The following is a 19,633-nucleotide window of genomic DNA, read 5'->3' as shown; positions in this document are numbered from 1 at the left end:
GGGGTCCCCCCGGCCGGAGGCTGGGGGAGCGTCCTCGCAGGGACGGTCAGAGACGGGTGGGCACTCACAGGTTCCATGCTGCCGCTCCGTGGGGCCGTCGCACAAATGGGCGTGTGAGGGGGCACACACCCCGCGACATCTCGTCAGTTTGACGAAATGCGGGGTAGCATCGTCGCCATGAGCACAGCAGACCTGGCACTGCCGGTGGACGTGCCGTCCACCGCGCTGTTCACCGACCGGTACGAGTTCACCATGCTCCAGGCGGCCCTCAGCAGCGGCGCCGCGCACCGCCGGTCGGTCTTCGAGGCGTTCACCCGGCGACTGCCGGAAGGGCGGCGGTACGGCGTCGTGGCCGGCACCGGCCGGGTGCTGGACGCGGTGGAGAACTTCCGCTTCGACGCACCCGTGCTGGAGTTCCTCGAACGGGAGAAGGTGGTGGACGCGGCGACCCTGAAGTGGCTGGCCGACTACCGCTTCACCGGCGACATCTGGGGCTACCCCGAGGGCGAGGTGTACTTCCCCGGCTCGCCGATCCTGCGGGTGGAGGGCAGCTTCGCCGAGGCGGTGCTGCTGGAGACGGTGATCCTGTCGATCCTCAACCACGACTCGGCGATCGCCGCGGCCGCCTCCCGGATGGCGGTGGCGGCCGGCGGGCGGCCGCTGATGGAGATGGGCGCCCGGCGCACCCACGAGCTGGCCGCGGTGGCCGCGTCGCGGGCCGCCTACGTCGGCGGTTTCCGCTCCTCCTCCAACCTCGCCGCGGGCTTCCGCTACGGCCTGCCCACCATCGGCACCAGCGCGCACGCCTTCACGCTGCTGCACGACACCGAGCGGGACGCCTTCACCGCCCAGGTCGAATCCCTCGGCCGCTCCACCACGCTGCTGGTCGACACCTACGACCTGACCGAGGCGGTGCGCACCGCCGTGGAGGTGGCCGGGCCCGAGCTGGGCGCGGTGCGGATCGACTCCGGGGACCTGCTGCTGCTCGCCCACCGGGTGCGGCAGCAACTGGACGACCTCGGCGCGAAGGACACCCGGATCGTGGTCACCTCCGACCTCGACGAGTACGCCATCGCGTCGCTGGCCGCGGCCCCCGTGGACGCGTACGGGGTCGGCACGTCGCTGGTGACCGGCAGCGGGCAGCCCACCTGCGCCATGGTCTACAAGCTGGTCGCCCGCGCGTCGGTGCCGGACCGGGCCGACGCGCCGCTCACGCCGGTCGCCAAGAAGGCGCTCGGCGGGAAGACCAGCGTCGGCGGCCGGAAGTGGGCCGCCCGGCGGCTGGACGCCGACGGGGTCGCCGAGGCCGAGGTGATCGGCAGCGGGCCGGTCCCCGCGGAGCTGGCGGACCGGCAGTTGCTGGTCCCGCTGGTGCGCAACGGCAAGGTGGTGGGGCGCGAGCCGCTCGACGCGGCCCGCACCCGGCACATCGCCGCCCGCGCGGGGCTTCCGCTGTCGGCGACGCAGTTGTCGCGGGGCGAGCCGGTGCTCCCCACGGAGACCCTGTAGGCCCCCCGCTCGGCAGGGGTGAACGACTCCCGGACAGGCGCCCCGGGCCTGGTTGGCGCGGGGCTTCCGCAATACGCTCGGTAGTCCGGAACGGTGAACCCTCGGAGAGACCATGCACCGCGCACTGATCGTCGTCGACGTGCAGAACGACTTCTGCGAGGGCGGCAGCCTCGCGGTGGAGGGAGGCGCGGACGTGGCCGCGGCGGTCACGGACCTGATCGGCCAGTCCGCCGGGACGTACCGGCACGTCGTGGCGACCAGGGACCACCATGTGGACCCGGGCGGCCACTTCTCGGACCACCCGGACTTCGTGACGTCGTGGCCCCCGCACTGCGTCGCGGGCACCGAGGGTGTCGGGTTCCACCCGAACTTCGCGCCGGCGGTGGCGTCGGGCGCGGTGGACGCCGTGTTCGACAAGGGCTCCTACGCGGCGGCGTACAGCGGCTTCGAGGGCGAGAACGAGAACGGCGCCGCCCTGGCCGAGTGGCTGCGCGAGCGGGACGTCACCGAGGTGGACGTGGTGGGGATCGCCACCGACCACTGCGTACGGGCCACCGCGCTGGACTCGGCCCGCGAGGGCTTCAGGACGCGGGTGCTGCTGGACCTGACCGCGGGGGTGGCCGCGGACACCACCCGGCAGGCGCTCGTCCGGCTGCGGGAGGCCGGCGTGGAGCTGCGCGGCGAGCCGGCGGCTACGGGCGGGGAGTGACCCGGTTCAGCGCGGAGATGGGGTGCCAGGGGTCGCCGCCCCGGGCCCGGTACTCGCGCCACACCAGGCCGTCCGGGTGGTGGAGCACCGCGGAGACCTCGTCGGGGGTGGGCGGCTCGGCGTTGCCGGACAGCCGCGCACCGCGAAAGCCCAGGTTGCTGAGGCGGGTCAGGGCGCGCTGGCGGTTCAGGGCGTGCACGACCACCCGCACGGTCAGCTCGGGACACGCCGGGTGCGGCAGGCCGAGCGCCACCACGACCGTGCCGCCCGGGAGCTTGATGAAACCTCCGACCGCCATGTGCACATCTTGTGCGCATCGGCCGCCGCCCACCAGGGGACGGCGGCCGAACGTCGCATCAGTGCAGGTCAGACCGGCGAATGTGACGCATGTTACCGGTGTGACGGGCTGACCTGGACCGTCATGGTGCTCCCGTCGAGCGCCTGGCTGAGGATGGTCAGCCGGGTGTTGGTGTCGGGGACCTTGACGCTGCCGTACGGGTTGTTCGCGTACCAGTACGTTCCGTAGTGGTCGTCGAAGGCCGGGCTGCCGAGCTTCGCCGGGATGCGCTTGGCGACGCCGTCGTTGTGCAGGGTGAACCCGGCGGACGGGTACCAGCTGAACGCCGAGTCGTACGCCTGGACCCGGTTGCGGATGACCGTGCCGTCGGTGAACGTCTCCGGCTTGGCGTGCGCGTCGACCGGCAGGATCTCACCGCTGCCGGGGTGCGCGCCGACGTTGTTGTCGGGCTGCGAGGTGTCCCACAGCCACACCAGCAGGCCGGTCTGGTACGGGTAGTGCTCGACCCAGTCGGGCCGGGTGCTGGTCCAGCCGAAGTTGTACGGGCCGGTCTTCAGCGTGGTGTCGTACGAGGTGTACTGCCGGTTCTCGGCGACGTAGTACTCCGGGTAGTCCTTGCTGAAGGACGCGCCGATCCGGGAGAACCCGTCGGCGCTCCAGCCGTTGTCGTCGGTCTCGGCGCCGTCGGTGAGCAGCGTCTTGCCGTCGGCGGTGACGGTGATCGCGTCGGCCGCGAAGCCCTGCTGGGCGACGCCGCCGTCGGTGGCGTAGCGGAACCGGAGCTGGATCTGCTTGCCCGCGTAGGCGTCGAGCGGGAAGGACAGGTCCTCGTACGCGCCGGAGGTGCCGGTCAGGGCCGGCCGGTCGCTGCCGTCGCGCGGGACGGCCTTGCCGTTCGCGGTGCCGTCGAGCGCGGTCCAGTTCGCGCCGCCGTCGGTGGAGACCTCGGTGTAGAGGAAGTCGTAGTTCTGCTCGATGTCCCACCAGCCCTTGAGGCCGAGCGAGGCGCTGGACGCGCCGGTGAGGTCGACGGTGCGGGTCAGGGTGTTGGACAGGTCGTCGCCCATGCCGCTCCACCACTGCTTGTCGCCCTCCGCGGGCGTGGTGATGGTGGTGGTGACGGACTTGTCGGGGAGCTGGACCACCAGCGCCTGCTTGTCCTTGGTGTTGTACTCGGCGACGCCCAGCTTGGTGGTGGAGCGGGTGGCGGCCTTGGCGGTGCCGTAGTTCAGCCAGCCGAGCTGGAGCTTGTCCCAGGCGCTCATGTCGTCGGGCAGGTCCCCGATCGCGTCCTTCCCGGTGCCCATCCAGGACCCGGAGGACATCAGCGTCCAGAACGCGGTGTTGTTCTCGCCGACGTACGAGGTGTCGTACTCGTCGGGCAGGCCGAGGTCGTGGCCGTACTCGTGGGCGAAGACGCCCAGCCCGCCGTTCTCCGGCTGGAGGGTGTAGTCGCCGACCCAGATGCCGGTGTCGCCGATCTCGGTGCCGCCGGCCTTGTTCCCGGTGGGCCCGGACTTCCCGGCGTCGCTGCCGTAGGCGTACCAGCGGTGCGCCCACAGCGCGTCGGTGCCCTGCACGCCGCCGCCGGCCGACTGGTCCTCGCCGGCGTGCACGATCTGGAAGTGGTCGATGTAGCCGTCCGGCTCGTTGAAGTTCCCGTCGCCGTCGTAGTCGTAGCGGTCCCACTGGTCGTACGCCGCCAGGTCGGCCTTGATCTGCGCGTCGGTACGGCCCTGCGCCTTCTGGTCGGCGACGTAGGCGGTGGTGGCGTCGCGGATCAGGTCCCAGGCGTTGGAGCAGATCGTGGAGCCGCACCAGTCCGAGCCGTAACGGGCCTCGTTGTAGGGGACCTTGACCCAGTCGGTGACCTCGCCGTCGACCGAGTAGCGGCCGGAGGACTGCTTCTCGTAGTACTTCGCCAGCGACTCCTTGTCCTTGTCGTGCGAGAAGTACAGGTCCTGGAAGTGCTGCTGGTTGTAGTCCGCCTGCCAGGCGGTGCTGTTGTCCTGCGAACGGTCCGGCTGGGCGATGGTGTTGTGCGCCGGCCCGGGGTCGCCGCCGTACTTGGTGGTGGGCGGCTCGGGTCCGTCCGGGCCGTCCGGGTCGTAGGTGGTGGTGTCGTCCACCTGGTCGCCGAAGTCCACCAGGATGGTGAAGATCTTGTCGGTCTTCTCCCGGCCCAGCTCGACGTACTTGCTCTGCTTGCCCTTGCCGTGGCCGAGTTGGACCACCTGCGAGCCGTCGCGCTGCTGGACGGTGGCGTCGCCGGAGACGACCTGCTGGAGGGCGGCGGAGTGCTCGGCCGCCTGCTGCTTGCTGAACGGGCCCGGCAGGTCGTGTGGTTCGCTCTGCGCGGGGTCGTGGCCGGCCGCCGGAGTCGCGGGGCTACTGCTGTGGCCCGGGGTCGCCGCGGCCGCCCCGGTGGCGACCGCGGGGACACCGAGCACGGCTATCGCGACTGCCAGGGCGGCGCTTTGGCTGATCCAGTGCTGTCTTTTCAAGATCCTTGACCTCCCCTTGGGAAAGGCCATTGCACCGGAGCGGCGGAGGAAAAGACAGATCTTGACTTGAGCATGACGGCCGGTTAGGTTGGCCGATTCCCGGTGTCCACCATCCGCTGACCGGACGTCACCGCACCAACAGCCCCCCGGTGCACATGCGTTGAGGCATCGGTCACACGTGCGACCCCGTGCGCCCCCCTGTGCTCCGCACCGTCGGTAAGGTAATGCTTACCCGGGGGCGGGCCTGGGCATTCCGAACCGTAGAGTCACCCCCCGTCAGCATGCCCCCGCATCGACGTACTCCGAGGACGGTTCCCCTCATGCCACGTCCTACGAACGCGCAAGTCGCCTACGGTTCCACGACCGTCGTCCTGTTCACCCTCGCGGTCCTCCTGCTGGCGGACGTGCGCTCCGCCGGCGCGGTGGTCGCCGTCGCCGCGCTCGGGCTGCTGCTCGGCCTGCTGGTCGGCGCCGCGCTGAGCCCGGGCGGACGCAGGTCCGCCGCCATGGCCGCGCCCACGGTGCCGGCGGCGGTGCCGCGGGCCCGGGTGAGCGGTTCGGTGCAGAGCGCCGAGGCGCGGGTGGGCGAGCACTCACTCCAGTAGGCGCTGTCGCTCCGACGTCCCGGGGCACCAGGCACGCCCGGAACGCACGTCACGTCACAAGGCGGCCACGACCACGGTCTTGGCCGCCTTGTCGTGCAGGCACTGCCGGAAGGGCCGGTCCCATGTGCACCACAGCGAGTTGACGAACCAGAAGAACGGGCCGATCAGGATCACGCTCAGCACCGCGGGCAGGACGTAGACCGCGGCGCGCAGCCAGCCGGCCGGGCCGGGCACCCCGCCGTCGACCAGCCGGGCCGCGCGGATGCGCAGCGCCATCTTGCCGACGGTCTGGCCGCGGGCGGCGGTCATGGCGCCCTCGATCACGAAGTACAGCAGGTAGGCGACGACCGCGACCAGCGCGCGCTTGCCGAGCGCCCCGTCGGTGCCGTGCCGGATGTCGTCGCCCATCGCGGCCAAGGAGACCAGGACCACCACGGCGAGGAGGATCACCGTGTCGATCAACCGTGCGAGGAAGCGCTGACCCAAGGTGGCCAGCGGTGCCATGCCCTCGGGGTGTTCTGCCGTCATGACCCTGAGTAAACCAGCCGTTCGGGTGACGGCACACCCCCCGGGTTGACGGGTTCCGCCCCTTCGGGAACCACCTGCCGGTGGGTGGTTGCTCGCCCCTGAGGAGGTGCGGCTCCTTCCGCGGGACGGAGCGTCAGGGTGCCGTCTGGACGACCACCGTCTTCGCCGCCTTGTCGTGGATGCCCTGCTTGTAGGGGCGGTCGACGAGGACGGTCGCGCCGATGACGAGGAACCACACGCAGGAGCAGCAGAACGCGGGCACCCACAGGATGGCCGCGCGGACCGCGGCGGCGTTGGAGGTGGGCACGCTGCCGTTCTCGAGCATGGCGGTCCGCAGCCGCATCATCTTCTTGCCGACGGTCTGCCCGCTCGCACGGGTCATCAGGAACTCGTAGACGAAACCGAATCCGGCGGTGAAGATCCCGCCGACCGCGGAGCGGCCCGTGCTGAAGTGGCTGTCCTGGACCCCGACGGCCGCCCAGTCCAGCAGGAACGCGGGGATGAGCACGATGATGATGTCGATGATCCGCGCCAGCACCCGCTTGCCGGCCTCGGCGAGCGGCGGCATCCCGGCGAGCGGGTCGGGGCCACCCGGACCGCCCGAGTACGGGTTCTGGCCGTAGGGGTTCTGCTCGTACGGGTTCTGGCCGAAGCCGCCCTGACCGCCCTGACCTCCCGGGCCGCCGGGCGGCGGGGCACCGTACGGACCGCCGCCGTACGGGCTGCCGGGCGGGGGCTGGTTCGGCGGGGGCTGGCCGCCTGACGGTTTGTCGTAGGGTGAGCCGCCGCCGGGCTGATCGCTACTCATGTCCCGAGTCAAACCCGCACGGTGCGTCACCGCCCGTGGGCGGCAGCCGATCGGAGTACGGCGCCGGGCGGGCGCACGGCGGCGGGCGCGCGGCCCGGGACGGTTACCCGCGGGCCACGAACGTGCGGGCTGCCTTGTCGTGCCAGCACTGCTTCCACGGCCGGTCGAACAGGCACCAGGCCACCCCGACCACGCCGACCACCAGCAGGTTCAGCACGGTCCGCAGCAGCCAGCGGCGCACGCTCGCGCCGAAGCCGGGCGGGAGTTGCGCCTCGATGTCCAGCACCCTCAGGCCGACCAGCCGCTTGCCGAGGGTCCGTCCCCACCTGGCGGTGGGCAGCACTTCGAGCAGCACCCCGGCGACGAGGAACGTGGCCAGTACGACGCCGAGTTGGACCCCGGTGGTGCCGTCGATCAGCCAGACCTTGACCGTCTCCCCGGTCAGCCGGGCCTGGTCCACCTTGTCCTTGGCGTGGTGGTAGGCCGCGGTGCCCAGCGGCACCGCGGCGACCCCGGTCACCGCGGCCAGCACCACCGCGTCCACCAGCCGCGCCAGGAACCGGCGGACCAGGCCGCCGGGCCGGTCCTGGCCCTGCGAGACGCCGAACGGGTCGCTGGCCGGCGGTCGCCACGGCACCACCCCGCCCTCACCGCGGGCCAGGTCCTGCACCTGCGCGGCCCACGGCGGGGACGCCTGCGCGGCGGCCTCGGGCACGGGCGCGGGCACCAGGGGCGACGGCTGCGGCGCGGGCCGAGGGTGCAGCGGGGGCTGAGCCTGGAGCGGCGGCTGCTGACCGGCCGGGGCGGAACCGGCGGCGGGCAGCGACTGGCGCTCCTGCGGCCGCGGCAGCGCGGGCTGCGGCGCGCGGTCGGCGGCCGGGGCGGGGCCGGGCGCGGGAGCCGGAGACGGCGCCGGGGACTGCGGCTGGGGCTGGGCCGGGGTCTGGGGCTGGGCCGGGGCGCCCCAGGAGATCGGGGGCAGTTGCGGTTCCGGCCGGGCCTGCGGCACGGGCCAGGACGGCGCCGGGTCCTGGGCGAGGTGCGCCCGCGGGTCGGGCGCCGGCCGCCACTGCTCGGGCGGCGGTGCCGGCACCTGCTCCTGGCTGGCGGTGGGCCAGTGGTCGGCGGTGGGCGCGGCGGGGTCCTCGTCGAGGAACATCGGGCCGGACTCGTCGAGCGCGGGCGCACCGCTCGCCGCGGCGCGGCCGGGAGGGGCCTCGTCCACCGGCTCGACGCGGCCGGGAGGGGCCTCGTCCACCGGCGCGGGACGGCTGGTGCCCGGCACCCACGCGGAGCCGTTCCAGTAGCGGATGTAGTGCGGGATCGAGGGGTCCGGGTAGTACCCCGGCACCGGGGCGCCGGACCCACCCGCGGAAGCGGACGGCTGGGAGGACGCCGACGAACCTGAGGAGCCAGAAGTGGGTGCGCTCATGGTCACAGTTCCGTATCTGCTCGGCCGCGGGGTGGTGTGACGTCCACATCTACCAGAATGGCCGACCCGGCGTGTCCACCGTGCCGCGCACTCCGCTCGCTGACGTCTCGTGGACACGTCATTACCCCGATGCGCCGTCGTGCGCTCCGGGTTCAGGAAATCTGAACCGAATCGGGGAAACCCGCGTAATGGTTGAGGAGGCACGCGCTCTCTTCCAGGTGCGGGCCCCGTTGCGACACCCGCCCCCGGGGCCACCGCGCCAAGGAAAGGACGTCGGACTCATGCAGAACGTGGTGGAACGCGAACTCGAGATGCAGCTCGTACTCTCACCGGAACGAAGCATTCCGGTGCCGGCCCGGCTCGCCTACCGTACGGACGACCCGTACGCGGTGCACATCACCTTCCACGTCGGCTCCGACGCGCCCGTCAACTGGACGTTCGCGCGCGAGCTGATCGTGGAGGGGGTGTTCCGGCCGTGCGGGCACGGCGATGTGCGGATCTGGCCGACCAAGGTCAACGGGCGCAGCGTGCTGTGCATGGCGCTCAGCTCGCCCGACGGCGACGCGCTGCTGGAGGCGCCGTCGTCGCCGGTGGCCGCCTGGCTGGAGCGCACCCTGCGGGTGGTCCCGCCGGGCAGCGAGCACGAACAGCTCGGCATGGACGACGGGTTGAGCCGGCTGCTCGCCCCCGCGGCCGGGGACGAGCTGTGGCTGCGCGACCCGTGGTCGGACTCCGACGACACCCCGGACGCCAGTGCCTAGTGCCGTGGCCGGGCGCGGTCAGAGCACCTTGCCGGGGTTGAGCAGCCCGAGCGGGTCGAAGACCGCCTTGACGCCGCGCTGCAACTCCGCCCCCACCGGGCCCAGTTCGCGGGCGAGCCAGTCCTTCTTCAGCAGGCCCACGCCGTGCTCGCCGGTGATGGTGCCGCCCAGCGAGAGGCCGAGGGCCATGATCGCCTCGAAGGACTCGTGGGCCCGGCGGGTCTGGTCGGGGTCCTGCGCGTCGAAGCAGACGATGGGGTGGGTGTTGCCGTCGCCGGCGTGCGCGCACACCCCGATGGTCAGCTCGAACTTCGCGGCGATCGCGGCCACTCCGTCGAGCATGTCGGCGAGCTTCGCGCGCGGCACGCACACGTCGTCGATCATCGAGGCGGTGGAGATCCGCTCCAGCGCGGGCAGCGCCAGCCGGCGGGCCTCCAGCAGCATCTCCGACTCGGCGGGGTCGTCGGCCGGCACCACCTCGGTGGCGCCCGCCGCCGTGCACAGTTCGGCGAGCGCGGCGAGGTCCGCGGCCGGGTCGGCGGAGTCGTACCCGGCGAGCAGGAGCGCCTCGGTGCTCTCCGGCAGGCCCATCCGCGCCATGTCGTTGACCGCGCGGATGGTGGTGGCGTCCATCAGTTCCAGCAGCGAGGGGGCGTGGCCGCTCTCCATGACCGCGCACACCGCGGCGCCGGCCGCCGCGGCCGACGGGAACTCCGCGACCAGGGTGAGCTGCGGGCGCGGGGCGGGCTTCAGCGCGAGCACCGCCTTGACCACCACGCCGAGGGTGCCCTCGGAGCCGACGAAGAGCCGGGTCAGGTCGTAGCCGGCGACGCCCTTCGCGGTGCGCCGGCCGGTGCTCAGCAGCCGCCCGTCGGCGAGCACGACGTCGAGGCCGAGGACGTACTCCGCGGTCACGCCGTACTTCACGCAGCACAGGCCGCCGGCGCCGGTGCCGATGTTGCCGCCGATCGTGCACTGTTCCCAACTCGAGGGGTCCGGCGGGTAGGACAGGCCCTGCTCCGCGACCGCGCGGGACAGCACCGCGTTGACGACGCCGGGTTCCACGACGGCGATCCGCTCGACCGGGTCGATCTCCAGGATGCGGTCCATCGCGGTCAGCGACAGCACGATGCAGCCGTCCACGGCGTTGGCGCCGCCGGACAGGCCCGTGCGGGCGCCCTGCGGTACCACCGGGACGCCGAACCTCGTGGCCGTCCGCATCACGTGCTGGACCTCTTCCACGGACCTGGGGCGCACCACGAAGTCCGGGGTACCCACGTCCGAGAAGCTCGCCATGTCGTGGGCGTACGACGCCACCACGTCCGGATCTGTGAGTATCGCTTCCGCGGGCAGCCCCGCCGCCAGCTCGGCTTTTACGTCGTCGCGCATGCCGTCAGCGTGTCATACGGCTCCGCCGTTGTGGAGTGCGGTCCGCTCCCCGAAAGCGGGGTCACCCCCAAGGGGCGCGGGGTACCTCGCGAGCAACCGCCCACCGGCAGGTGGTCCCGGAACCGACGGAACCACCCGCCCTGGAGGGTCCGCTACAGGTTGCCGCGTCGTTCCTGCTCGCGCTCGATCGCTTCGAAGAGCGCCTTGAAGTTGCCCTTGCCGAACCCCATGGAGCCGTGCCGCTCGATCATCTCGAAGAAGACGGTCGGCCGGTCCTGCACCGGCTTCGTGAAGATCTGCAGCAGGTAGCCGTCCTCGTCGCGGTCGGCGAGCAGCTTCAGTTCGCGCAGCTCGTCGAGCGGGACGCGGGTCTCGCCGACCCACTCCCCGAGGGTGTCGTAGTAGGAGTCGGGGGTGTCGAGGAACTCGACGCCCGCGGCGCGCATGGCCCGGACGGACGCGACGATGTCGTTGGTGGCCAGCGCGATGTGCTGGACGCCCGGCCCGCCGTAGAACTCCAGGTACTCGTCGATCTGGGACTTCTTCTTGCCCGCGGCCGGCTCGTTGAGCGGGAACTTGACCTTGCGGGAGCCGTCGGCGACCACCTTGGACATCAGGGCGGAGTACTCGGTGGCGATGTCGTCGCCGACGAACTCCTTCATGTTGGTGAAGCCCATGACGTTGTTGTAGAAGGCGACCCACTCGTTCATCCGGCCGAGTTCGACGTTGCCGACGCAGTGGTCGACGGCCTGGAAGAAGCGGCGGGTGGGCGGCTCGACGATGGGCTCGGTGGCCTGGTACCCGGGCAGGTAGGGGCCGTCGTAGCCGGTGCGGTCGACCAGGGTGTGCCGGGTCTCGCCGTAGGTGGCGATGGTGGCGAGCACGACGGTGCCGTGGTCGTCCTTCAGCTCGTACGGCTCGGTGAGGCCGGTGGCGCCGTGCGCGACCGCGTAGGCGTACGCGGCGCGGGCGTCGGGCACCTCGATGGCGAGGTCGAACACGCCGTCGCCGTGCGCGGCCACGTGGTCGGCGAGGAAGCGGCCGTGCTCGCTGACCGGCTTGATCACCGAGGTGAGGACGAAGCGGGCGCCACCCGACTCCAGGACGTACGAGGCGGTCTCGCGGCTGCCGTTCTCGGGGCCGGCGTAGGCCACCTTGCGCATGCCGAACGCGGTGGAGTAGTAGTGCGCGGCCTGCTTCGCGTTGCCCACCGCGAAGACGACGGCGTCCATGCCCTTGACGGGGAAAGCATCCGGGGTCCCAGTGAGTGCAGTCATGGGAAAAGCGTCCCGCCGCCCTTCAGAGTGCGCAATAGTTCCGGTTTTCGCTGGACAGAGTGTTCAGCAGTGGTGAGGCTCGTATCGTCAATCTGTACAGGATGACCATGGAAGGCGGGTGGGGATGGGGATCGACGCGCTGGACGGGCGGCTGATCACACTGCTGGACCGGGAGCCGCGGATCGGCGTGCTGGAGGCGTCGCGGCGGCTGGGGGTGGCGCGCGGCACCGTGCAGGCGAGGCTCGACCGGCTGCGGGCCAACGGAGTGATCCGCGGCTTCGGACCGCAGGTGGACCCGGCGGCGCTCGGCTACCCGGTGACGGCGTTCGCCACGTTGGAGATCCGCCAGGGCCAAGGCGCGGACGTGCGCGCGCATTTGGCCGGGGTGCCGGAAGTGCTGGAGCTGCACACCACGACCGGCGAGGGCGACATGCTCTGCCGGCTGGTGGCCCGGTCGAACGCCGATCTCCAGCGGGTGATCGATCGGGTTGTCGGCTTTGATGGCATCGTCCGGGCCGCCACGGCGATCGTCATGGAGAACCCGGTGCCGCTGCGGATCATCCCGCTGGTGGAGCAGGCCGCGCGGGACACCTGACGAGCCGCGCGAGGCGCGGGACGCGAGGCGACGGGAGGAGGCCGGCGGTGAGCTTCTGGCAGTTCCTGTCCAGCCGGCACCAGCAGCTCCTCGTCGACGCCTACCAGCACGCCAGCGCGGTCTTCCAGTGCATGGTGATCGCCACCGTGATCGGCGTGCTGATCGGGGTGCTCACCTACCGCACCGAGTGGGCCGGCAACCTCGCGATCACCACGACCGCGGCGATCCTCACCGTCCCCTCCCTGGCGCTGATCGGTCTGCTGATCCCGATCCTCGGCCTGGGCGTCCCGCCGACGGTGACGTCCCTGGTGCTGTACGGGCTGCTGCCGATCGTGCGCAACTCGATCGTGGGCCTGCGCGGGGTGGACGCCTCGCTGGTGGAGGCCGCCCGCGGCATCGGCATGTCCCGGCTGGCGCGGCTGGTACGGGTGGAACTGCCGCTGGCCTGGCCGCCGATCCTCACCGGTATCCGGGTCTCCACGCAGATGCTGATGGGCATCGCCGCGATCGCCGCGTACGCCTCGGGGCCGGGCCTGGGCAACGAGATCTTCACCGGCATCGCGTCGCTGGGCAGCGCCAACGCGCTCAACGAGGTGCTGGCAGGCACCCTCGGCATCATCGTGCTGGCGCTGGCCTTCGACGCGGTCTACGTCCTGATCGGCCGGCTGACCATCCCGAGGGGGATTCGTGGCTGAGGCAGCGGAGCCGGCACGGGCGAAGGACGGCGGCGGGGCCCTGGAGGGCGCCGGGGCGCTCGGCGGCGGACAGGCGCCCGGCGGCGGACTGGCGTCGGGCGCCCCGATCGTGCTGGAGAACCTGACCAAGCGCTATCCGGGCAACCCGCGGCCCGCCGTGGAGAGCGTGAGCATGGAGATCAAGGCCGGCGAGACGGTGATCCTGGTCGGGCCGTCCGGCTGCGGCAAGTCGACCACGCTGAAGATGATCAACCGGCTGATCGAGCCGTCGTCCGGGCGGATCAGGATCGGCGACGAGGACGTCACCGGGATCGACCCGGTGAAGCTGCGCCGCAAGGTCGGCTACGCGATCCAGTCCTCCGGGCTCTTCCCGCACATGACGGTCGCCGAGAACATCGCGCTGGTGCCGAAGATGGTCGGGTGGGGCAAGAGCCGGGTGCGGGACCGGGTGGAGGAGATGCTCGACCTGGTCGGCCTGGACCCGCGGGAGTTCCACGGCCGCTACCCGCGGCAGCTGTCCGGCGGCCAGCAGCAGCGGGTCGGCGTGGCGCGGGCGCTGGCCGCCGACCCGCCGGTGCTGCTGATGGACGAGCCGTTCGGCGCGGTGGACCCGATCACCCGCGACCACCTCCAGGACGAGCTGATCCGGCTCCAGCACGAGCTGCACAAGACCATCGTCTTCGTCACGCACGACTTCGACGAGGCGATCAAGCTGGGCGACCGGATCGCGGTGCTGCGCGAGCGCTCGCACATCGCGCAGTTCGACACCCCGGAGGCGATCCTCACCAACCCGGCCGACGAGTTCGTCTCCGGCTTCGTGGGCGCGGGCGCGGCGCTGAAGCGGCTGAACCTGACCCGGGTGCGGGACGTGGAGATCGCCGACTTCGCCGCGGTGACCGTGGACGAGCCGTTGCAGTCCATCTTCGACCGGCTGCGCACCAGCCAGCACAACGAACTGCTGCTGCTGGACCACCGCCGGCGGCCGTACAAGTGGCTGCGGCGCGGCGACCTGATGCGCGCCCGGGGCTCGCTGGCCCGCTCCGGCACCCTGGTGACGCACACGGTGACCCGGGACGCGACGCTGCGGGACGCGCTGGAGGCGGTGCTCACCGACAGCGGCGGGCGGGTCGCGGTGACGGGGCGGCGCGGCGAGTACATCGGGGTGGTGGACATGGAGACCCTGATGAACTCGGTGCACGAGATGCTGGAGGCGGACCGGCTGACCGCGATGGAGCACCGGCACGACCTGGAGGAGGTCAGGGCGCGGCAGGAGCAGGGCGGCCAGTCGCCGGGCCCGGACGCGGAGCCGCCGTCATGACCGGGGTCCGCCCCGGCGAGCAGAGCGGGGGCGTCGGGAGCGGCGGGCGCGGCGGGTCGAGCCGTTGGGACGAGGCGCGCGGGGCCGCCGGGCCCGGGCCGCACGGCACGGACGCGGACGCGGACGCCGGTATCGACGGAGCCGGGGGCGACGGCGGGGAGGGCGCGGACGGCGGGCGGTCGCGCCGGCCCGCCCGCAAGGTGACCTGGCGGATGCTGGTGTTCCGCCCGGCCGTCCTGGTGATCGCGCTGGTCGCCACCTACCTGTGGATCACCAACATCCACCTGGACGCGATCGAGCACAACTCGCTCGACAACGGCAACGTGCAACTGCGGCTGTGGCAGCACATCCGGCTCACCGCGATCTCCACCTTCTGGGTGCTGCTGATCGCGATCCCGCTGGGCATCGCGCTGACCCGGCGCCGGCTGCGGCCGGTCGCACCGGTGTTCACCGCGCTGGCCAACATCGGCCAGGCCACCCCGGCGATCGGGCTGCTGGCGCTGCTGGTGATCTGGCTGGGCATCGGCGCGCGGACCGCGATCATCGGCATCGTCGCCTACGCGGTGCTGCCGGTGCTGTCGAACACGGTCGCCGGGCTGCGGGCGATCGACCCGACGATGGTGGAGGCCGCCCGCGGCATCGGGATGTCGGCGCCGGGGGTGCTGGCCCGGGTCGAACTGCCGCTGGCGGTACCGCTGATCCTGGCCGGGGTGCGCACCGCGCTGGTGCTCAACGTCGGCACCGCGACGCTGGCCACCTTCGGGGGCGGCGGCGGGCTCGGCGACCTGATCACGTCGGGGATCGTCAACCAGCGCATGCCGGTGCTGATCCTCGGCTCGATCCTGACGGTGGCGCTGGCGCTGTTCGTGGACTGGCTCGCCGCGATCGCGGAGGCGCTGCTGCGGCCGCGCGGGCTGGGGGCGGAGACGTGAGGCGGGCCGGCGGCGGGCGAGGGGCCGGGGGCGGGCGAGGGGCCGGGGGCACGGGCCGGACCGCGACCGCCGGGCGGCGCGGCGGACGTACGGCGAGCCGGCGGACGGCGCCGGGCCGGCGGACGCTGCTCGCCGGGACCGCGGCCCTCACCGCGCTGGCCGCGCTCGCCGTGCTCTCCTCGTGCGGCCTGACCAGTGGCAGCCCGCTGGTGGACAACGTGCAGCCGGGCACGCTCGGCCGCGGCAAACCGCTCAAGGGCGCCTCGCTCACCGTCACGTCCAAGAACTTCAGCGAGAACATCATCCTCGGCGAGATGATCGGCCTGGTCTTCAAAGCGGCCGGCGCCTCCGTGCTGGACCGCACCAACATCACCGGGTCGATCGGCGCCCGCGAGGCGGTCAAGTCCGGCCAGGCCGACGCGATGTACGAGTACACCGGCACCGCCTGGATCACGTACCTCGGGCACACCACCCCGATCAAGAACCCGCACGCGCAGTGGCAGGCGGTGCACGACGAGGACCTGAAGAACGGCCTGACCTGGCTGCCGCCGTCCACCCTCGACAACACCTACTCGCTGGCGATCAGCGCGAAGAACGAGGCGAAGTACCACCTCAGGACGCTCTCCGAGGTGGCCGCACTGGCCCGCAAGGACCCCAAGGCCGTCACACTCTGCGTGGAGAACGAGTTCGCCTCCCGGCAGGACGGGCTGGTGGGCATGGAGAAGGCGTACGGCATGAACCTGCCGTCGGGGAACATCCAGAAGATGGACGCCGGGATCATCTACACCCAGATCAACAAGAGCAACTCCTGCCTGCTGGGCGAGGTGTACACCACCGACGGCCGGATCAAGTCCATGAACCTGACGGTGATGAAGGACGACCGGAACTTCTTCCCCAACTACAACGCGGCGCCGGTGATCTACTCCAAGGCGTTCCGCAAGCACCCGGTGATCGCGAAGCTGCTCGACCCGGTCAGCGCCAAGCTCGACACCGCGGTCGCGCAGCAGCTCAACGCGAAGGTGGACGTGGACGGCCAGGACCCGCACGACGTGGCGAAGGACTGGCTGGTCAAGGAGGGCTTCATCAAGGAGGGGTGAACCGGGGCGGGACGGCACGGGCCGGCCGGGCCCGGCCGAGGATGCAAAGAATTTTTGCAAAAGAGTCTTGCAAAGGTTCTTTGCACTCCCCTACGGTAGGGACGTGCCCAAGAAGCCCGCGGACGAGATCCGCCACCAAGCCCCCGCCGACGAGGTCCGCGTCATGGACCCGCGCGCCCTGCGCGCCCTCGCCCACCCGCTGCGGATGCGGATCATGGCCGCGCTGCGCGAGTACGGTCCCGCCACCGCCTCCGGGCTCGGCGACCGGCTCGGCGAGTCCAGCGGGGCCACCAGCTACCACCTGCGGCAACTCGCCGCGCACGGCTTCGTGGAGGACGACCCGAAGCGCGGCACCGGCCGCGAGCGGTGGTGGAAGGCGGTGCACCGGGGCACCCGGTTCGACAGCACCGAGGACTTCCTCGCCCACCCGGACCCCGAAGTGCGCGGCGCGATGCGCTCGTTCATGCACCAGATCGCCGTGGAGCACGCGGAGCAGCTCACCGGCTGGCTCGGCACCTCGGACGAATGGCCCGAGCCCTGGCGGGAGTCGGGGAACCTGAGCAGCTTCACCCTGCGGCTGACCCATGAACTCGCCACGGAGCTGAGCCAGCGGGTGGAGGAGCTGATCGGGTCCTACCGCGACCGGGTGCCGGAGCCGCCCGAGGACGAGCACCCGCGCAGCCCCGCGGCCGACGGCTCGGCGAGCGTCCGCATCCACTTTCATGCTTTCCCGCGCCGCGTCGACTGAGCAGGCCGCACCACCCGATCTCCTGACCGACCGGGCACCGTAGAACCGGCGCCACCCGCACCGCAACGCCCATACCGCTCATCGCACTCACGGGGGGACCCGCCATGAGTTCATCAGCCATGCCCGCTTCCGGCTCGCCGACCGCTCCCGGGACGCCGGTTCGTCCCAGGGACCGCCGCCCGCTCCTGCTGCTGCTCACCGCCAACGTCGTCTCCGTCGCGGGCAACATGCTCACGCTGGTCGCCATCCCGTGGTTCGTGCTCTCCACCACCGGCAGCCCGGCCCGCGCCGGACTCGTCGCCTTCGCCTCGACGGTGCCGGTGATCCTGGCGGCGCTGCTGGGCGGCCCGCTGATCGACCGGCTCGGCTACACCGTGACCAGCGTCGTCTCCGACGGGGTGTGCGCGCTGGCGGTGGTCGCGGTACCCGTGCTGCACGCGACCGGGCACCTGACGTACGGCCTGCTGCTGGTCCTGGTCGCCGTCAGCGGCCTGTTCCACTCCCCCGGCGAGACCGCCCGCGAGGTGCTGATGCCGCGGCTGGCCGAACGCGCGGGCACCACGGTGGCGCGGGCGTCGAGCGGATACGAGGGCGCCTCGCGCGGGGCGCGGATGCTGGGCGCGCCGCTGGCGGGTGTGCTGATCGCGGGAATAGGCGCGGCGAACGTCCTGGTGCTGGACGCCGGCACCTTCGCGGTGTCCGCGCTGCTGATCGGCCTGGGCGTGCACGAGCGGACCCGGCGGTCGGAGCGGACCGCGGCGCCGAAGCCCGCCGAGGCCGCCAAGGCCGACAAGGGCGGCAAGGGGTCGGCGCTCGCCGCGTACCGGGCCGAACTCGCCGAGGGGTACCGCTACCTGGTCCGTGCCCGGCTGCTGTTCTCGGTGGTGGCGATGGTGATGGTGACCAACGCGCTGGACCAGGCGTGGTCGTCGGTGCTGCTGCCGGTGGAGGCGCGCGAGCACCTGGGCGGATCGGTCGGCATCGGGATGGTCTCCGGCGTCTTCGCCGCGACCGCGCTCACCGGGTCACTGCTGTTCGGGGCGATCGGGCACCGGTTCTCGCAACGCGCCCTGTTCATCGGCGGCTTCCTGGTCTGCGGCTTCCCGCGCACGGCGGTGGCCGCGTTCCTCCCCGGACTGACGCCGCTGCTGATCGTCTCCGCGGTGTGCGGGCTGGGCGCCGGGGTGCTCAACCCGATCATCGGCACCGAGATGGTGCGGCTGATCCCCGAGCGGCTGCGCAGCCGGGTCTTCGGCGCGGTGACCTCGGGCGTGCTGGTCGCGGTGCCGCTGGGCGGCCTGCTCGGCGGGTACATCGTGCAGTACGCCGGGCTGCGCACCGGGATGGTGACGGTCAGCGCGATCTACCTGGTGACCACGCTGAGCCCGTTCGTCCTGCCCGCCTTCCGGGCCTGGGACACGGCCGGGGACCTGGCCACCGAGGAAGCGCGGCAGCCGGTCGGCGCGGGGGCGTAGGGAGACGTCAGGAAGGCGTAGGGGGCGCTCGTCCCGCTCGTCCGGGGCCGCGGGCCCGTCCGGAGCCGTACCGGCCCGGGCGGGCCCGCTGTCAGCAGGTGGGGGTCTTCTGGCCGGCGCGCAGGGCGGACAGCGCGGACAGCGTGTTGTCCAGGGTGGTGACGGGGATCAGCTTGAGGCCGCCGGGCAGCGCGGCCTTGGCGTCGGAGCACTCGCCGCGCGGCACGATGAAGACGGTGGCGCCGTCCCGGACGGCGGCCTTCTCCTTCAACGGCACGCCGCCGACCGCGCCGACCTTGCCGGAGCCGTCGATGGTGCCGGTGCCGGCGATCACCCGGCCGCCGGTCAGGTCGCCGCCGTGGCCGTCGCCGTCGACCTTGTCGATGATGCCGAGGGTGAAGAGCAGACCGGCGCTCGGGCCGCCCACGTCGGCCAGGCGCAGCGTGACCTTCACCTTCGACGGTGACAGGCCCAGGTGCTTCAGGGCGGCGGTGGTGGCGTCCTGCTGGGAGTCGGTCATCTCCTTCTCGTTGGCCTTCTGGATCTCCGCGACCGAGTTGCCGCTGGGGTAGACCGAGTCGCGCGGCATCGCGGCCTTGTCCGAGCTGAACCACGCCTTCGCGACGTCCGAGAAGTGCACCGAGGCGTTCGGGGCCGTGGCCGCCACGGTCACCAGGCGGAGCTGGCCGCTGGTCGGCCGCGTTTTCGCTCCGCTCACCGTGATCACCGGGGTGCCCTTGTCGGCGCCCAGCACGTTCGCCGTCAGCCCGGGCACCACGATGGACATGGGGAGGGGGGCGAGGGCGGCGACGGCCAGCAGCGCGACCACGATCGCGCCGCACACGGCGAGGGTCAGGGTGCGGCGGGATACGGCAGGCATGCGCCGAGCTTAACGGGTCCGCCCGGGCCGCCCGCCTGCGGATGTGCCCGGACCTTGCGGTGCGTGGGTGGCT

The 19,633-nt window shown here is 72.1% G+C and carries 19 protein-coding genes; 11 read left to right on the top strand and 8 right to left on the bottom strand.

Annotated features, from left to right (window positions below):
- Positions 1-177 precede the first annotated feature (177 nt).
- Complete coding sequence (locus OG896_RS25690) at positions 178-1,509, top strand: nicotinate phosphoribosyltransferase (protein ID WP_329369099.1); 1,332 nt, start codon at positions 178-180, stop codon at positions 1,507-1,509.
- Between the two features lie 112 nt (positions 1,510-1,621).
- Positions 1,622-2,218 carry an isochorismatase family protein gene (locus OG896_RS25685; RefSeq protein ID WP_329369098.1) on the top strand — a complete coding sequence of 199 codons (597 nt, stop codon included), beginning with the start codon at positions 1,622-1,624 and terminating at the stop codon, positions 2,216-2,218.
- On the opposite strand, the gene OG896_RS25680 is transcribed toward OG896_RS25685, so the two are convergent.
- Entirely contained in the window at positions 2,202-2,516 is a 315-nt protein-coding gene (locus tag OG896_RS25680; protein WP_328464545.1) for a hypothetical protein, read from the bottom strand. The genes OG896_RS25685 and OG896_RS25680 overlap by 17 nt on opposite strands.
- Positions 2,517-2,608: 92 nt before the next feature.
- Positions 2,609-5,050 carry an immune inhibitor A domain-containing protein gene (locus tag OG896_RS25675; protein WP_329369096.1) on the bottom strand — a complete coding sequence of 814 codons (2,442 nt, stop codon included), beginning with the start codon at positions 5,048-5,050 and terminating at the stop codon, positions 2,609-2,611.
- A gap of 290 nt (positions 5,051-5,340) precedes the next feature.
- Here OG896_RS25675 and OG896_RS25670 point away from each other — a divergent pair, with 290 nt between their 5' ends.
- Positions 5,341-5,625, top strand: a complete 285-nt coding sequence (locus tag OG896_RS25670; RefSeq protein ID WP_329369094.1) for a hypothetical protein — start codon at positions 5,341-5,343, stop codon at positions 5,623-5,625.
- Between the two features lie 54 nt (positions 5,626-5,679).
- Here the strand turns inward: OG896_RS25670 and OG896_RS25665 are convergent, their stop codons facing one another.
- The 3 genes from OG896_RS25665 to OG896_RS25655 form a co-directional block, all read right to left on the bottom strand.
- Positions 5,680-6,153, bottom strand: a complete 474-nt coding sequence (locus OG896_RS25665; protein WP_329369092.1) for an RDD family protein — start codon at positions 6,151-6,153, stop codon at positions 5,680-5,682.
- A 133-nt stretch (positions 6,154-6,286) separates the two neighbouring features.
- Entirely contained in the window at positions 6,287-6,961 is a 675-nt protein-coding gene (locus tag OG896_RS25660; protein ID WP_329369090.1) for an RDD family protein, read from the bottom strand.
- Between the two features lie 103 nt (positions 6,962-7,064).
- Positions 7,065-8,393, bottom strand: coding sequence for an RDD family protein (locus tag OG896_RS25655; RefSeq protein WP_329369088.1), 1,329 nt, complete (start codon positions 8,391-8,393; stop codon positions 7,065-7,067).
- A gap of 281 nt (positions 8,394-8,674) precedes the next feature.
- Here OG896_RS25655 and OG896_RS25650 point away from each other — a divergent pair, with 281 nt between their 5' ends.
- On the top strand, positions 8,675-9,154 hold the full coding sequence (locus OG896_RS25650; RefSeq protein ID WP_328464557.1) for an SsgA family sporulation/cell division regulator: 480 nt from the start codon (positions 8,675-8,677) through the stop codon (positions 9,152-9,154).
- Between the two features lie 18 nt (positions 9,155-9,172).
- On the opposite strand, the gene OG896_RS25645 is transcribed toward OG896_RS25650, so the two are convergent.
- Positions 9,173-10,543: an FAD-binding oxidoreductase gene (locus OG896_RS25645; RefSeq protein WP_329369085.1), complete on the bottom strand. Its 1,371-nt coding sequence runs from the start codon at positions 10,541-10,543 to the stop codon at positions 9,173-9,175.
- Positions 10,544-10,695: 152 nt separating this feature from the next.
- Entirely contained in the window at positions 10,696-11,820 is a 1,125-nt protein-coding gene (gene hppD, locus OG896_RS25640; RefSeq protein WP_329369083.1) for a 4-hydroxyphenylpyruvate dioxygenase, read from the bottom strand.
- Between the two features lie 124 nt (positions 11,821-11,944).
- Here hppD and OG896_RS25635 point away from each other — a divergent pair, with 124 nt between their 5' ends.
- From OG896_RS25635 to OG896_RS25605, 7 genes are all read left to right on the top strand, one after another.
- On the top strand, positions 11,945-12,415 hold the full coding sequence (locus OG896_RS25635; protein WP_328464563.1) for an Lrp/AsnC family transcriptional regulator: 471 nt from the start codon (positions 11,945-11,947) through the stop codon (positions 12,413-12,415).
- A 47-nt stretch (positions 12,416-12,462) separates the two neighbouring features.
- Positions 12,463-13,110, top strand: a complete 648-nt coding sequence (locus OG896_RS25630) for an ABC transporter permease (protein ID WP_329369081.1) — start codon at positions 12,463-12,465, stop codon at positions 13,108-13,110.
- A gap of 40 nt (positions 13,111-13,150) precedes the next feature.
- Complete coding sequence (locus OG896_RS25625; RefSeq protein ID WP_329374266.1) at positions 13,151-14,428, top strand: betaine/proline/choline family ABC transporter ATP-binding protein; 1,278 nt, start codon at positions 13,151-13,153, stop codon at positions 14,426-14,428.
- Complete coding sequence (locus tag OG896_RS25620) at positions 14,425-15,360, top strand: ABC transporter permease (protein WP_329369080.1); 936 nt, start codon at positions 14,425-14,427, stop codon at positions 15,358-15,360. The genes OG896_RS25625 and OG896_RS25620 overlap by 4 nt, the downstream gene beginning before the upstream one ends.
- 125 nt (positions 15,361-15,485) lie before the next feature.
- Complete coding sequence (locus tag OG896_RS25615) at positions 15,486-16,457, top strand: glycine betaine ABC transporter substrate-binding protein (protein ID WP_329374265.1); 972 nt, start codon at positions 15,486-15,488, stop codon at positions 16,455-16,457.
- A gap of 163 nt (positions 16,458-16,620) precedes the next feature.
- Complete coding sequence (locus tag OG896_RS25610; protein ID WP_329374263.1) at positions 16,621-17,205, top strand: ArsR/SmtB family transcription factor; 585 nt, start codon at positions 16,621-16,623, stop codon at positions 17,203-17,205.
- A gap of 104 nt (positions 17,206-17,309) precedes the next feature.
- Complete coding sequence (locus OG896_RS25605) at positions 17,310-18,680, top strand: MFS transporter (RefSeq protein ID WP_329369078.1); 1,371 nt, start codon at positions 17,310-17,312, stop codon at positions 18,678-18,680.
- A gap of 91 nt (positions 18,681-18,771) precedes the next feature.
- Here the strand turns inward: OG896_RS25605 and OG896_RS25600 are convergent, their stop codons facing one another.
- The gene (locus OG896_RS25600) at positions 18,772-19,560 is read right to left on the bottom strand and encodes a hypothetical protein (protein ID WP_329369076.1); all 789 of its coding nucleotides are present in this window, start codon (positions 19,558-19,560) and stop codon (positions 18,772-18,774) included.
- Positions 19,561-19,633: the final 73 nt, after the last annotated feature.

The organism is Streptomyces sp. NBC_00669, assembly GCF_036226785.1.
Lineage (GTDB): Bacteria > Actinomycetota > Actinomycetes > Streptomycetales > Streptomycetaceae > Actinacidiphila.
This window is presented reverse-complemented; position numbering and strand designations above follow the sequence as displayed.

Coding starts and splice junctions, on each gene's coding strand:
- OG896_RS25650 (WP_328464557.1), top strand. CDS start 8,675: ATGCAGAACGTGGTGGAACGCGAACTCGAGATGCAGCTCGTACTCTCA.
- OG896_RS25675 (WP_329369096.1), bottom strand. CDS start 5,050: ATGGCCTTTCCCAAGGGGAGGTCAAGGATCTTGAAAAGACAGCACTGG.
- OG896_RS25660 (WP_329369090.1), bottom strand. CDS start 6,961: ATGAGTAGCGATCAGCCCGGCGGCGGCTCACCCTACGACAAACCGTCA.
- OG896_RS25610 (WP_329374263.1), top strand. CDS start 16,621: ATGGACCCGCGCGCCCTGCGCGCCCTCGCCCACCCGCTGCGGATGCGG.
- hppD (WP_329369083.1), bottom strand. CDS start 11,820: ATGACTGCACTCACTGGGACCCCGGATGCTTTCCCCGTCAAGGGCATG.
- OG896_RS25690 (WP_329369099.1), top strand. CDS start 178: ATGAGCACAGCAGACCTGGCACTGCCGGTGGACGTGCCGTCCACCGCG.
- OG896_RS25605 (WP_329369078.1), top strand. CDS start 17,310: ATGAGTTCATCAGCCATGCCCGCTTCCGGCTCGCCGACCGCTCCCGGG.
- OG896_RS25670 (WP_329369094.1), top strand. CDS start 5,341: ATGCCACGTCCTACGAACGCGCAAGTCGCCTACGGTTCCACGACCGTC.
- OG896_RS25645 (WP_329369085.1), bottom strand. CDS start 10,543: ATGCGCGACGACGTAAAAGCCGAGCTGGCGGCGGGGCTGCCCGCGGAA.
- OG896_RS25680 (WP_328464545.1), bottom strand. CDS start 2,516: ATGGCGGTCGGAGGTTTCATCAAGCTCCCGGGCGGCACGGTCGTGGTG.
- OG896_RS25635 (WP_328464563.1), top strand. CDS start 11,945: ATGGGGATCGACGCGCTGGACGGGCGGCTGATCACACTGCTGGACCGG.
- OG896_RS25600 (WP_329369076.1), bottom strand. CDS start 19,560: ATGCCTGCCGTATCCCGCCGCACCCTGACCCTCGCCGTGTGCGGCGCG.
- OG896_RS25685 (WP_329369098.1), top strand. CDS start 1,622: ATGCACCGCGCACTGATCGTCGTCGACGTGCAGAACGACTTCTGCGAG.
- OG896_RS25655 (WP_329369088.1), bottom strand. CDS start 8,393: ATGAGCGCACCCACTTCTGGCTCCTCAGGTTCGTCGGCGTCCTCCCAG.
- OG896_RS25620 (WP_329369080.1), top strand. CDS start 14,425: ATGACCGGGGTCCGCCCCGGCGAGCAGAGCGGGGGCGTCGGGAGCGGC.
- OG896_RS25665 (WP_329369092.1), bottom strand. CDS start 6,153: ATGACGGCAGAACACCCCGAGGGCATGGCACCGCTGGCCACCTTGGGT.